General features: G+C 64.2%; 15 protein-coding genes. 8 read left to right on the top strand and 7 right to left on the bottom strand.

Features of this window, described 5'->3' with window-relative positions; genetic code table 11:
• Positions 1-136 precede the first annotated feature (136 nt).
• Positions 137-1,087: a DMT family transporter gene (locus NKJ64_RS20035; RefSeq protein WP_023694029.1), complete on the top strand. Its 951-nt coding sequence runs from the start codon at positions 137-139 to the stop codon at positions 1,085-1,087.
• Between the two features lie 6 nt (positions 1,088-1,093).
• Here the strand turns inward: NKJ64_RS20035 and NKJ64_RS20030 are convergent, their stop codons facing one another.
• The 3 genes from NKJ64_RS20030 to NKJ64_RS20020 all read right to left on the bottom strand — a co-directional run bounded on the left by NKJ64_RS20030 (position 1,094) and on the right by NKJ64_RS20020 (position 2,731).
• Positions 1,094-1,465, bottom strand: a complete 372-nt coding sequence (locus tag NKJ64_RS20030; protein ID WP_352463203.1) for a response regulator — start codon at positions 1,463-1,465, stop codon at positions 1,094-1,096.
• A gap of 64 nt (positions 1,466-1,529) precedes the next feature.
• Entirely contained in the window at positions 1,530-2,072 is a 543-nt protein-coding gene (gene hpt, locus NKJ64_RS20025; protein WP_023673315.1) for a hypoxanthine phosphoribosyltransferase, read from the bottom strand.
• 23 nt (positions 2,073-2,095) lie between these two features.
• Entirely contained in the window at positions 2,096-2,731 is a 636-nt protein-coding gene (locus tag NKJ64_RS20020) for a hypothetical protein (protein WP_023685343.1), read from the bottom strand.
• A 180-nt stretch (positions 2,732-2,911) separates the two neighbouring features.
• Between NKJ64_RS20020 and ftsE the strand changes: the two genes are divergently transcribed.
• From ftsE to NKJ64_RS20005, 3 genes are all read left to right on the top strand, one after another.
• Positions 2,912-3,571, top strand: a complete 660-nt coding sequence (gene ftsE, locus NKJ64_RS20015; protein WP_023685344.1) for a cell division ATP-binding protein FtsE — start codon at positions 2,912-2,914, stop codon at positions 3,569-3,571.
• A complete protein-coding gene (locus NKJ64_RS20010; RefSeq protein WP_023673312.1) occupies positions 3,564-4,553 on the top strand; it encodes a cell division protein FtsX in 990 nt (329 codons plus the stop codon). Before ftsE ends, NKJ64_RS20010 begins: the two co-directional genes overlap by 8 nt.
• Before the next feature lie 133 nt (positions 4,554-4,686).
• Positions 4,687-5,406, top strand: coding sequence for a YdcF family protein (locus tag NKJ64_RS20005; protein WP_023737444.1), 720 nt, complete (start codon positions 4,687-4,689; stop codon positions 5,404-5,406).
• A 98-nt stretch (positions 5,407-5,504) separates the two neighbouring features.
• On the opposite strand, the gene NKJ64_RS20000 is transcribed toward NKJ64_RS20005, so the two are convergent.
• Positions 5,505-6,137: a pyridoxamine 5'-phosphate oxidase family protein gene (locus tag NKJ64_RS20000; RefSeq protein WP_023748504.1), complete on the bottom strand. Its 633-nt coding sequence runs from the start codon at positions 6,135-6,137 to the stop codon at positions 5,505-5,507.
• Positions 6,138-6,251: 114 nt separating this feature from the next.
• On the opposite strand from NKJ64_RS20000, the gene NKJ64_RS19995 reads away from it, so the two are divergent.
• Positions 6,252-7,157, top strand: a complete 906-nt coding sequence (locus tag NKJ64_RS19995; protein ID WP_023748505.1) for a LysR family transcriptional regulator — start codon at positions 6,252-6,254, stop codon at positions 7,155-7,157.
• A gap of 115 nt (positions 7,158-7,272) precedes the next feature.
• Positions 7,273-8,082 carry a lysophospholipid acyltransferase family protein gene (locus tag NKJ64_RS19990; protein WP_023748506.1) on the top strand — a complete coding sequence of 270 codons (810 nt, stop codon included), beginning with the start codon at positions 7,273-7,275 and terminating at the stop codon, positions 8,080-8,082.
• Positions 8,083-8,151: 69 nt separating this feature from the next.
• Here the strand turns inward: NKJ64_RS19990 and NKJ64_RS19985 are convergent, their stop codons facing one another.
• The 3 genes from NKJ64_RS19985 to NKJ64_RS19975 all read right to left on the bottom strand — a co-directional run bounded on the left by NKJ64_RS19985 (position 8,152) and on the right by NKJ64_RS19975 (position 10,507).
• The gene (locus NKJ64_RS19985) at positions 8,152-8,778 is read right to left on the bottom strand and encodes a LysE family translocator (RefSeq protein ID WP_352463202.1); all 627 of its coding nucleotides are present in this window, start codon (positions 8,776-8,778) and stop codon (positions 8,152-8,154) included.
• 83 nt (positions 8,779-8,861) lie between these two features.
• Positions 8,862-9,809: an aldo/keto reductase gene (locus tag NKJ64_RS19980; RefSeq protein ID WP_352463201.1), complete on the bottom strand. Its 948-nt coding sequence runs from the start codon at positions 9,807-9,809 to the stop codon at positions 8,862-8,864.
• A gap of 164 nt (positions 9,810-9,973) precedes the next feature.
• Positions 9,974-10,507 (bottom strand): gamma-glutamylcyclotransferase, encoded by a 534-nt coding sequence (locus NKJ64_RS19975; RefSeq protein WP_352463200.1) that lies wholly within the window; start codon positions 10,505-10,507, stop codon positions 9,974-9,976.
• 124 nt (positions 10,508-10,631) lie between these two features.
• Here NKJ64_RS19975 and NKJ64_RS19970 point away from each other — a divergent pair, with 124 nt between their 5' ends.
• Positions 10,632-11,630 carry a DUF2125 domain-containing protein gene (locus NKJ64_RS19970; protein WP_352463199.1) on the top strand — a complete coding sequence of 333 codons (999 nt, stop codon included), beginning with the start codon at positions 10,632-10,634 and terminating at the stop codon, positions 11,628-11,630.
• Between the two features lie 124 nt (positions 11,631-11,754).
• Entirely contained in the window at positions 11,755-12,678 is a 924-nt protein-coding gene (locus NKJ64_RS19965; protein WP_352463198.1) for a sugar kinase, read from the top strand.

Genomic DNA, 12,678 nt, shown 5'->3' with positions numbered 1-12,678 from the left:
GATATGCCGCCGCGAAATCGGCTGCGGACCAATCAAAGAGTCCTCACTCATACCCGCTGCCCGAAACGGTAGCGGGTTCTTTTTACCCCATGGCCGGGCGGCTGCGGGCAGTTAAGGCAAGGGCCGGCAGAACAACATGCGCAACCGGATCGTTCTCGGCATCATCAGCCTGTGCCTTGGCGTGCTGGTGTTCTCGCTCCAGGACCCGCTGGTCAAGGCGGTGTCGGCCGGCTATCCCGTGACCGAGGTGATGTGGATCCGCTCGATCGTCGCTTTGCCGATCCTGATCTTTCTCGTTCGCGCCGACGTCGGCCTGCGGGCCATCGCCTCGAAGCGGTTCGGCCTGCTGACGATACGCGCCTTCATCCAGTTCTCCTCCTATACGGTTTACTATCTGGCGATCGCTGCCTTGCCGCTCGCCGACGCGGTGGCGCTCTATTTCATGGCGCCCCTGTTCATCATGGCGATAGCCGGGCCCTATCTCGGCGAGCGGGTATCCTGGCAGGCTCTCGCCACCGTGCTGATCGGCATGCTGGGCGTGGTCGTGATGCTGCGCCCGGGCGCCGGCCTGTTCGACTGGGCGGCGCTGCTTTCGTTGGGCTCGGCTTTGCTCTACGGCTTTTCACAGCTGATGGCGCGCAAGATCGGCGACACCGAATCCTCCACCGTCATGGCCTTCTACCAGAACGGCGCCTATCTGGTCGGCGCCGCTGCGGTTGCCGGCACATTCTGGCTTGCCGGCATAACCCATGCTGTCCACCCCAGCCTCGAATTCCTGGTGCGGCCGTGGGTCTGGCCGACGACCCCGGATTTCCTCAAGATGGCGGCCTGCGGCTTCGTCGCTTCGGCCGGCATGATTCTGCTGTCGCAGGCCTACAGGCTGGCGCCCGCCAACCGCGTCGCCACCTTCGAATACACCGGGATTATCTGGTCGCCGCTGTGGGGCTTCCTGTTCTTCGACGAGGTGCCGCGCTCGACCACCGCCATCGGTGCGGCGCTGATCATCGGCGCCGGTCTGCTGGCGCTCAACACCGAACGGCGCCGGAGCGCTGCGCCTGTCCTCGCCGCGTCTCAGGATGCCGCCTGAAGCGTGTCAGGCGAAGCAGTCGAGCGCCTGGTCGACCCGCGAGCGGATTTCGGCCAGCGTGAAAGGCTTTTGCACGACGTCGATAATGATGCCGTTCAATTCCTCGGCGCGCTCGCGCTGGTCGGCATAGCCGGTCATCAGCAGGATCTTCATGTCAGGGAAAAGCCTGGCTGCGGCGATCGCCATCTCGATGCCATCCATTTCCGGCATGCGGATATCGGAGACGACGAGGTCGTAACCGCCGCCTGCAGCACTGACCATCGCCAGCCCCTGCGCGCCGTCGGCGGCGATATCGATCGAGTGCCCGGCGCGTTCGAGCGCGCGGGCGGCGAGGGTGCGGACGGACTCATCGTCCTCGACGATCAGAAGCTTTGCCATGGGCCGGAATTTGGCGGGCAAAAGTTGACTTTTTCTGAAAATTTGAAGCGTCGGGGGCCTTTTCTCAGGCATCGCCTTTGACGACACCGACAAACGGCAGTTCGCGAAAAGCGTGAGCGACGTCCATGCCGTAGCCGACGACGAAGTAATCGGGACAGTCGAAGCCGACATAGTCGGCGTTCAGCTCGGTCTGGCGGCGCATGCGCTTGTCCAACAGCACCGCGATGGCGCAGCTTTTGGCGCCGCGCGACAGCATCAGGTTGCGGGTGAAGGAGAGCGTCTTGCCCGACTCCAGGATATCGTCGATCAGCAGCACGTCGCGGCCGGCGACCTCATTGTCGATGTCGCGCAGCACCCTCACCTCGCCGCTGGTGGTGCCGGCGCCATAGCTGGAAATGAAGATGAACTCGACCTCGGGCGACAGCCCGACATCGTGCATGGCGCGGATCAAATCGGCGGCGAAGATGAACGAGCCCTTCAGCACCGAAATCACCAGCAGGTCGTGATAGTCGTGCTCGGCGATCTCCTTGGCGAGTTCGAGATTGCGCCGCGCGATCGCGGACGCCGAAAACAGGACCTCGATGTCCTTGCCGCGCACAACTGGCATCAACAACCTTTCCAGAGAACCGACTAGCCGGCGAAGGTGACCGCCACGGCCTTGACGCCGTTTCTAGGCACATCGAGGCGGCTGGAAAAGCCGAATCTTTCGCCGGGCGCCAGAGAACGGTTGGATGTCCCCAGAGTATAACGGGTGATGCGGCTGTCATTGCCGGTGACACGTATCTCCAGCGGCGGCAATTGTCCCGCCTTCAAACCGTCATTGACGGCCTCGCCATCCACGAACAGCACCGGGGCGGGTCCTGAGGCGTCGACACGCGACGTGACGCCGGCAATGCTGAGTACGGCGCCCTCCGGCTGTTCGACTGACCAGAACGGCGTCTGGCGCACCAGCGCATGGCCACCCGAGACCCAGAAGGCGGCAAGCGCCGCACCGATGCCGGCAATCCAGAAGATCGGCCCGCCACGCGATGCCGGCCGCCCGGCTGACGCATCTGATTTGCGCAGCATCTCCATGCCTTCCATCGACGGCGTCGCGATGTCGCGCGCCGGCGTCGGCATGGCTTCTATCAGTGGGATCAGCTGCGGCAGCACCTCATAATCCGCATCGACGATGTCGGTCGCCACAGGACGCGATTCCGGTGCGACACTTGTCCCGGTCATGATTTCGCCGGAAACCGGGCGCGCGGTTCGTTGCTCAGCCATCATGGCCCCGCTGTTGCCTTTTCGTTTCTTTTGCGTAAATGGAAATGGTTAACGCTTCCCCACCGGAACCCTTGTGACGCATTCAAAAACAGAGAAAATTAACCGACGGTTAACCATGGCGGCCGATGGTCGTTGGACAGAAAGGGTTGGCACGCCGCCGCCACACACCTCAGGTCGTCGCACGTGATCCGCTTCGAAAATGTCGGCCTTCGCTATGGCATGGGTCCGGAAATCCTCCGCGACATCTCCCTGCACATTCCGGAGAGCTCCTTCCAGTTCCTGAGCGGGCCCTCGGGCGCCGGCAAGACGACGCTGCTGCGCCTTCTGTTCATGTCGCTGAAGCCGACACGCGGGCTGATCACCATCTTCGGCAAGGACCGCTCGCGCATCTCGCGCGCTGAACTGCCGCATCTCAGGCGCCGCATCGGCGTGGTGTTCCAGGATTTCCGCCTGCTCGACCACATGACCACCTATGAGAATGTCGCTCTGCCGCTGCGCGTGCGCGGCCGCGAGGAAGCGAGCTACCGCACCGACGTCACCGAACTTTTGAAATGGGTCGGCCTGGGCGAGCGCATGCATGTGCTGCCGCCGGTCCTTTCGGGCGGCGAAAAGCAGCGCGCGGCAATCGCTCGGGCCTTGATCGAACAGCCCGAAATCCTGCTTGCCGACGAGCCGACCGGCAATGTCGACCCGCCGCTGGCGCGCCGGTTGCTCAGGCTGTTCATTGAGCTCAACCGGCTCGGCACCGCGGTGGTGATCGCCACTCACGATCTCGGCCTGATGGAGCAGGTCGACGCGCGCCGCATGATCCTGGCCGGCGGAAGGCTGGATATTTATGACTGAGCTATCGGCCGAACAGCTGCATGAAGACGCCGCCGAGCCCGCAACGACGACGCAGCGCGTCCAGCGCCGCATGGCGCCGATCGTGCCGGCGCAGAATATTGCCGGCCGCGCCTTGGTGCTGGTCATCGCCATCATGACCTTCCTGTCCTGCCTGACTTTCGGCGCCGTCACGCTGGTGCGCGACACTGCCTCGGTCTGGGAAAACCAGATCTCGCGCGAGGCGACGATTCAGATCAAGCCGGTCGACGGCCTCGACATGGAGGCAGCCCTTGCCCAGGCCTCGCAGATCGTCGGCGAATTCCCCGGCGTGAAGGAAACCCGGATCATCGATCGCGACGCCACCGCGCGCCTTTTGGAGCCATGGCTGGGCTCGGGCCTGAATATCGACGAATTGCCGGTGCCGCGCCTGATCATCGTCACCATCGACGAGACCAGCCCGCCCGACTTCAGCGCCATCCGTGCGGCGCTCACGCCCAAGCTGCCGAGTGCTTCGCTCGACGATCACCGTACATGGGTCGACCGGCTGGTCGCCATGGCCCGCACCACGGTCACCATCGGCATCGCCGTGCTGGTCCTGATGCTGTCGGCGACGGTGCTGACCGTAGTGTTTGCGACGCGCGGCGCCATGGCGGGTAACGGCCATATCATCGAAGTGCTGCATTTCGTCGGCGCCGAGGCGCGCTTCATCGCGCGCGAATTCCGCTGGCATTTCCTGGTCACCGGGATGAAGGGCGCAGCCGCCGGCGGCGCAGCCGCGATCCTGGTTTTCATCGTCTTTTCCTGGTGGTCGTCGCGCAACATGGCAACGCCGCAGGCCGACCAGGCCACCGCTTTGTTCGGCAATTTCGCCATCGGATCGGCAGGCTATCTCGGCGTCGGCCTGATGGTGCTGGTGATCGGCGGACTGACGGCGGCGACCTCGCACGCCACCGTCGTCGCCTATCTCAGCGACATCGATGTCCGCCAGCCGGATGCGGGGTGAACCGTGAGGGCAGAAGCGAAAACAGTTCGGGGGCAAGGACAGGAATGGAAGGGACGATCACGGATCGAAAACCGACGTAACGCAATGTGCGCTTTTTTCCTTACCAAAAAGGCATTTCAGGATTAACCATAGGATGATGAACGCGCGGGAGTCGACCGGAACGGCTGGACAGATGCCAGTGGTGCGTTCGCGTGTGCGCACCGGGCTGGGCCGTTTGCGCACCGCCCTGCGTCTCGCCTCCCTCTGTCTACTGCTGCTGGTGGCCCTGTTTGCCGGTGGCTTCGGCTGGTTCGCCAGCAAGGTCAGCCACATGACGACCCCGACCAACCCGGCCAAGGCCGATGCGATCATCGTCTTGACCGGCGGTCAGGCCCGCCTCGACGCAGCACTCGATCTGCTTGCCTCCGGCAAGGGCGAGCGGCTGCTGATCTCAGGCGTGCATCCCTCTGCCAGCCGCCGCCAATTGCAGGCTGCTACCGGCGGCGACAAGGCGCTGTTTTCCTGCTGTGTCGACATCGACCGCGCCGCGCTCGACACGATCGGCAATGCCGAGGAAAGCGCTAAATGGGTGGAGAGCCACGCCTATGGCAGCGTCATCCTCGTCACCAACAATTACCACATGCCGCGCAGCCTGCTCGAGATGGGCCGCCTGCTGCATGGCGCCAGGCTTGAACCCTATCCGGTGGTCAACACCAATCTGGACAATGGCGACTGGCTGACCAAGCCGGAAGCGCTACGCGTGCTTCTGACCGAATACAGCAAATACCTGCTGGCGCTGGCGCGCGGCGTCGTCCCGGTCCGCCAGACCGCCGACAGCGTCGCACTGGCCGAGGTTTCGACCGCCAAGGACTAAAGCAATTCCAGGAAAAGTGTGTAGCGGTTTTCCCGGGAAAAGCACGTACGCTTTCCCTTGGGAATTGCGTCCAAACAGACGACTCTGACGGCGCTCGATTACCCCTTGGCCGTGCCGTCTTCCGCGCCACGCAGCCGCGCAATCTCCTGTTCGAGGCTTTCAATCCGCTTGTCGCGTTCGGCGAGTGCGGCCGCGACATCGGCGGCCTCGAATCGCTGCGGAATGTGTTGCGGGCAATTGGCATCCCAGGCCGAGACGGTGAACAGGATGACCTGCTCGGGGCGCGCCTTGTAGTCCTGCGGCATCAGCCTTGCCAGAAGCTCGGCATCGTCCTCGACGACGCGCGCCGTGCCCCAGATCTTGACGCGCTGGCGATGCGCATAGTCGATCAGGAACAGGAATGCCTGGTTGTTGTCGGCGAGATTCCCCTGTGTGATGAACTGCCTGTTCCCGGAGAAATCGGCAAAGCCGATGGTCTTCTCGTCCAGCACCTTGAGGAAGCCAGCTGGCCCGCCGCGATGCTGGATATAGGGCTGACCCTCGCCATTTGCCGTCGACAGGAAGACGCTGGTCTGCGCCGCGATGAAGTCGGCGAGGTCGGGCGTGATATGGGCGCGCCATCCGCCGCGCTCCTCGGCGCTGGCATAGCCCTTGCGCGAACCTTTGCGGGTCTGGATCGCCTTGACCGTCGGCGTGAAGGCGACATCGCTGGTGAAAGTATGTGCATTCATGGAAGCCTCCGCGAGACCGAAACACGGCCATTGTACGCGAAGAAGTAGGTCCTTCCATGTTTTGGATGTAGATGGCATAGTTGCAAGCTATCCTCCCAATTTCCGGAAGAAGCTATGGATCGGCTCGAAGCCATGTCGCTGTTCGTCGCCGCGGTAGAAGCGGGCAGCCTTTCCGCTGCCGGCCGCCATTTCGGCATTCCACTGGCAACGGTCAGCCGCAAGGTTTCCGACCTCGAGAAGCACCTTCAGGCGCGCCTGCTGAACCGTTCGACCCGGCAGCTCACGCTGACCGATGCCGGCCAGGCCTATCTCGCCGCCTGCCGCCGCATCCTCGGCGAGGTCGGCGAAGCCGAACGCACCGCTGCCGGCGAATACAGCACGCCGACCGGCGACCTGTTCATCACCGCGCCGGTCGTCTTTGGTCGCCTGCACGTGCTGCCTGTCGTCACCGAATTCCTGGCGGCTTATCCTCAAGTCAACATTCGCCTGACGCTGGCTGACCGGATAACCCAACTGGCGGAGGAACATCTCGACCTTGCCATCCGCATCGGCGAGCTTGCGCCTTCGAGCCTCGTTGCCATCCGCGTCGGCGCGATCCGTCGCGTCGTGTGCGCCAGCCCCGCCTATATCGCCGCGCATGGCATGCCGCGGACGCCGGACGATATGGCCGCGCATGAATGCATCAGTTTCGAAGGGCCTGCAGCGCTCGCCAGCTGGAGCTTTGCCGGCGACAAGGGCGAACTGATCGTGCCGATCCACTCACGGCTGCGCGTCAACACGGCAGAAGCTGCAATCGATGCCGCGATTGCAGGCGCCGGGATGACGCGGGTGCTCTCCTACCAGATCGCGGACGCAGTACGTTCCGGCGTGCTCGTCCCGGTCTTGCGACCCTTCGAGCCGCAGCCGTGGCCGGTGAGCCTCGTCCATGCCGGCCAAGGCCTGCTGGCGGTGAAACTCAGGGCGTTCCTCGATTTCGCCGCTCCGCGGCTGAAGCAGCGGCTATTGCAGGCGACGTGGTGAGTTGAGACTGGCTTGAGTCAGTGGCGAGCCGGCCTATGTCAGGCCATTGCGGCGTTTCCTTTTTGCCCGCGCTTGGTGTAACCAACGCACACCTCCTCAACGGGCCCTTCCCCGCATGCTCTATATCCGCTCGCTGGCGTTCAACTTCGTCTTCTATGTCAATCTGATCGTCCAGATGGTCCTCTGGACCCCTTACTACTTCCTCTCGCCACGCCATCGCGCCTGGTTCGTGCCGAAATTCTGGTCGCGCACCAGCCTGTGGCTCTACGACAAGATCGCCGGCACCAGGAGCGACATCACCGGCGTCGAGAACCTGCCGGAGGGCTCTTTCATCCTGGCGCCGAAACACCAGTCGTTTTGGGACGCGATCGCTTTCTTTCCCTTCCTCCACGATCCGCTTTATATCCTGAAGCGCGAGCTGACCTGGATCCCCTTCTTCGGCTGGTACATCCTGAAGATGCGGATGATCCCGGTTCACCGCGGCAGCCGCTCCAAGGCGTTGAAGCAGGTCGTTGCATCGACAAAGCAGGAGATGGCGCGCAATCCGCGCCAGCTGATTATCTACCCCGAAGGCACGCGCCGAGCGCCAGGCGACGAGCCGGCTTACAAATACGGCATTGTCGAGCTCTATACGCAGCTTGGCGTCCCGGTGGTACCGGTCGCCCATGTCGCCGGCCTCTATTGGCCTCGCCGCAAATTCTTGCGCTTTCCCGGCACCATCAAGGCCCGCTTCCTGCCGCCGATTCCGCCCGGGCTCGGCAAGGACGAATTCATGGACCGGCTGATCGGCGATACGGAAGTCGCCTGCGACCAGCTGCTGATTGAGGCATCGCAGGCTCCTAACCCGCCGCAAATGCCGCCGACGGCGGTCAAGCGGCTGGCCGAACTCGCCGCGGCCGCCAAAGCAATTCCAGGAAAAGTGTGAGCGGTTTTTTCCGTCCTGAATTGCGCCAAAACAAAAAAGACCAAAGCTTGATCTCTTCTGCGGGCCGGCTCAAGGCCACGCCGCCAGCGCCGTGGTCAGCACCAGCGTCGCCGCGAAGGCCAGATTGATGATCCGCGACGCCAGCGGCTGGCGCAGGGTGCGGGCGAAGGCCGCGCCGGCCAGCAGCCACAGCATATGGATGGCTACGATCATCAGGGTGAGAACCGCCAGCCTGGCCGGGATGCCGAGAGCATCGGCGCCGGCTGCGGTCGCGGAGCCAGCAAGGACCGCAGCAATCGCCACATAGGCTTTCGGGTTGGCAACGGCGAGCAGGAAGCCGCCGAGGAAGGTCGGCAGAACCGCGCTGCTGTCACGCGCGGCCAGCGGCGGCGCTGTCGCTATTCTGTAGGCGAGGTAGAGAATATAGGCGGCGGAAGCGACCGCCAGCACTGGCGCTACGCCCGGCATCGAGGTGAGGATAGCCTTGATGCCGGTGGCCACGACCAGCAGCACCGCGACCGTGCCTAAAATGATCCCCGATGTGTAGTGAAGCGAATTGCGCAGGCCGAAGGCGGCCCCTATCGCCGTGACGCTGATCGTCGCCGGGCCAGGACTGCCCATGACGACGGTTGCCGCCAGCACCAGCGCCAGCAATTGCTGCCAGGGCTGCGCCTGCGAAAGAATGTCTGCGGCCATGCTGCCTCTTCTCCACAATAATGGAGAACAGTGTGGCAAGGCGGACAGCCGTCGTCTTGAACGATCGTGCCGAACCTGCGCGGCTAGGCGCTGGCCTTGTCCAGCGCCACGAGATCCTCCGCGCTGAGCTTCAGCGATGCGGCGCGCACCAGGCTGTCGACCTGGTCCAGCGTCGTGGCGCTGGCGATCGGCGCGGTGATGCCGGGCTGCGCCATCACCCAGGCGAGTGCTACTTCCGCCTGCTTGGCCGAATGGCGCGCCGCCACAGTGTCGAGTGCGGCCAGAATGCGCATGCCGCGCGCATTGAGATAAGCCTTCACGCCGCCGCCGCGTTCACTTTTGCCGAGATCGGCCTCGCTACGGTATTTGCCGCTCAAAAACCCCTTGGCGAGGCTGAAATAGGTGATGACGCCGATATCCTCGGCCACGCACAGATCATGCAGCGGCCCGTCGAAGGATGAGCGGTCGTAGAGATTGTATTCCGGCTGCAGCACGCTGTAGCGCGGCAGCCCGCGCAGGCTGGCAACATCGAGCGCGGCGCGCAGCTGGCCGGCGTCAAGATTCGAGGCGCCGATATGGCGGACCTTGCCGGCAGCGAGCAGCTTCTGGTAGGCGCCGAGCGTCTCCTCATAAGGGGTTGTCGGGTCCGGCCAATGCGAGAGATAAAGGTCGATCACGTCGGTCTGCAATCGCTTGAGCGACGCCTCGACTGCCCTTTCGATATGGGCAGCGGACAGATCCTTCTTGCCTTGTCCCATATCCGAGCCGACTTTGGTGATGACGATGATCTTGTCACGGTTGCCGCGGCTTTTCATCCATTTGCCGATGATGGTCTCGGACTCGCCGCCCGCGTGGCCGGGCACCCAGCGCGAATAGGCATCGGCCGTATCGACAGCGTTGAGGCCGGCGTCGCCGAACCGGTCGAGCAGGTCGAAGGAGGTCTTCTCGTCCGCGGTCCAGCCGAAGACATTGCCGCCCAGGACCAGCGGCGCGATGGAAAGGTCGGTTTGACCGAGACGGCGTTTTTGCAAGACGGGGCTCCGTGGGCTGGCGGCGGGCGACCCGAATGCTCCGGGCCGCAGCTAAGCTAGGTCTCGCCGCGCCGAGGTCAAAGGCCTCAGCCAATTTTTCCAGCGGGCCAGCGCTTCACAAAGGCGCAAGAGCTTCGCCTGCAGGCTCGCCGTGGTCTACTGGCTCACGAGGCGATCCGCTTCGCCACCTCTTCCAGCCAGTGGTCGCTGATACCCAGCGCCGCGAGATGCTGCAGCGTGTTGAGCACATAGTCCTCGTTGTTTCCGGACTGGCCGACGGCGCCACGGATAACACCTGCCGCATGCGCGGGGTCGAGCCCGCCGGCATACTGCTCATGCTGGCGGTCGACGATATAGGCGACCGCTTTCACTCTCTCTCCCGCAGCCGCCCCATTCCCGTCGAGGCTGATATCGAGCACACGCTCGAGGTAGACGCTGGTCACCAATTCGCGCTCGCGCAGATAGGTCAGCACCTCATCGCGCAGCTCGCCGGGCACGCGAAAGGCCAGCCCGATGCAGGAGCCGCCACGGTCGAGGCCTAGCACCAGGCCCGGCCGCTCGCGCGTGCCGCGATGCACGAAGGAATAGACGCACAGCGACCGGCGGTAGCCGTAAAGCCGCGCGCGCCGTGTCTCGACATGGGCGAATCCCGGTCGCCAGATCAGCGAGCCGTAGCCAAAAACCCAAAAATCGCCCATATCGCCAAGCCTGATTGCACGAGAGTGACGCCGCCGCATCGGAATCGGTGCTCTTCTGTTCTTTTTGCTTGTTGCGTAAGCCACAGTCCACCCGCAACACGCCCGCGTTAATGAAAGCCGCAGCATGACGTCAAGTGACGAGCGTCCGTCGAAGTTTCGCCGCCGGCTGATGTGGCTCGCTGCCTTGGTCGTTATGCTGTTCGGCGTCTACAGCGCGGTCTGGTTCTATGTCGCCGGTCGCGTCAGCAGCGAAGCCGACAAGGCGGTGGCCTCGCTCAAGGACAAAGGCATCGAGGCCGGCTGCGCCAACCTCACCGTCAGCGGCTACCCCCTGCGTTTTGCCATCTCCTGTGACAATCTGGCTTACGAGGACGACGCCAGGAACGTTGCCGCCTCGGCAGGCAGCTTCAACTTCGTTGCAGAGCTCATCCGGCCTTTGTCGCCTGCCGCCGAGTTGCGTGGGCCGCTGCGCACCTCGGTGCCGGGGATGGCGCCGCTATGGATCGACTGGGACAATCTGCAGGCCAATGCCAAGCTCTCCTGGCCCCTGCCCCGGAGCATTTCGCTGCAGGCGGAGAGCTTGTCCGGCCAGACGGATCCGGCCGACGACACTGATCCGGTTTCACTGTTCAGCGCCGGAACCGCGGCGGGCGAGTTGCGACCCGACGGCCAGGACATCGGCTACGTCGGCAGCTTCACCGATCTTGAGATCGACGCCGACGCGATCGGGGGGCGCGTGCTGCCGCCGCTCGACGGCAGCGGCGACGCGACGCTGAAGAACGGCGTCGCGCTGATGAAGACGCAGGCCAGGAGCCTGCGCGGCCAGGCGGTCGACATCCACAAGCTCGATCTGTCGTCGCGAACCGCGCGCATCACCGTCTCCGGCCCGGTGTCGGTCGACGCCAACGGCCAGGTCAATGCCGACCTGACGATCAAGCTGCAGGATCCCAAAGCCGTGGCGGCAATTCTCGCCACCGCAATCCCCGAGCAGAAGAGCCAGATCGAGCAAGGCTTTGCCGGTCTGGCGCTGCTCGGCAACGAACCGTCGATGCCGCTCAAGGTGGTGAAGGGCAAGGTCTCGCTCGGCTTCATTCCGCTGGGCAAGATCAAGCCGCTCGATTAGAGCAATTCCAGGAAAAGTGTGAGCGGTTTTCCGTCCGGAATTGCGTTAAAACAAAGAGATAGAGCATGATCGCAAAGAGCGGGAACGGCTTTTGGGGAGAGATCATGCTCGAGCAAGCCGACGCATGAACCGACCGGTGAAACTGCTGAGCGTTGGCGCGCTGACGCTGGATACCATCCTGCGCGTCGAAACCCTGCCCACGCATCAGGGCAAGTTCATCGCCTCGGACGGCATCCAGATCGCCTCGGGCATGGCGACAAGTGCTGCCTGCGCCGCCCGCCGTCTCGGCGCCGAGGTGTTCCTGTGGGCAAGTGCAGGTGACGATGCCGTCGGCGACCAATTGCTGGCCGGCATCGAGGCCGAGGGCGTCGATTGCGACTTTGTCCGCCGCGTCGAAGGCGCCCGCTCGGCGCTGGCCGCGATCCTGGTCGACGCTCATGGCGAGCGCATCATCGTGCCCTTCTACGACCCAAAGGCGCAGGCCGACCCCGAGGCGGTGCCTGTCGCCGATCTTTCCGGCTTCGATGCCGTGCTGGTCGATGTGCGCTGGCCGGGCGCCGCCGCTCTTGCCTTGACCGCCGCGCGCGACGCCGGTTGCCCGGCAATCCTCGACGCCGACACGGCGCCGCTGGAGGTGCTGGAGCGTCTGTTGCCGCTGGCGTCGCACATCGTCGCTTCGGAGACGGCTGCACGCATCGTCTGCGGCCATGCGCTGGACCCCGAAACCGCCTGCGCCGACCTCGCCAGCCGCACAGACGCCTTTGTCGCGGTGACCGGCGGCGCCGCGGGAAGCTGGTGGCATGACCGGTCCGCCGGATGCGTGCGCCACATCGCGGCGCCGAAGATCAAGGCGGTCGACACGCTTGCCGCCGGCGACGTGTTTCACGGTGCCTTTGCCGTCGGGCTTGCCGAAGCCATGCCTATCGAGCAGGCCTTGCGCTTTGCCAGCGCGGCGGCCGCGCTCAAATGCCAGCGCTTCGGCGGCCGGCTGGGCGCGCCGGACCGGGCCGAGACAATGGCCATGGTCGCGGCGACCTGGCCCGTCTGA

The sequence above is a fragment of the Mesorhizobium sp. M0062 genome (assembly GCF_040323125.1).
Classification (GTDB): domain Bacteria; phylum Pseudomonadota; class Alphaproteobacteria; order Rhizobiales; family Rhizobiaceae; genus Mesorhizobium.
This window is presented reverse-complemented; position numbering and strand designations above follow the sequence as displayed.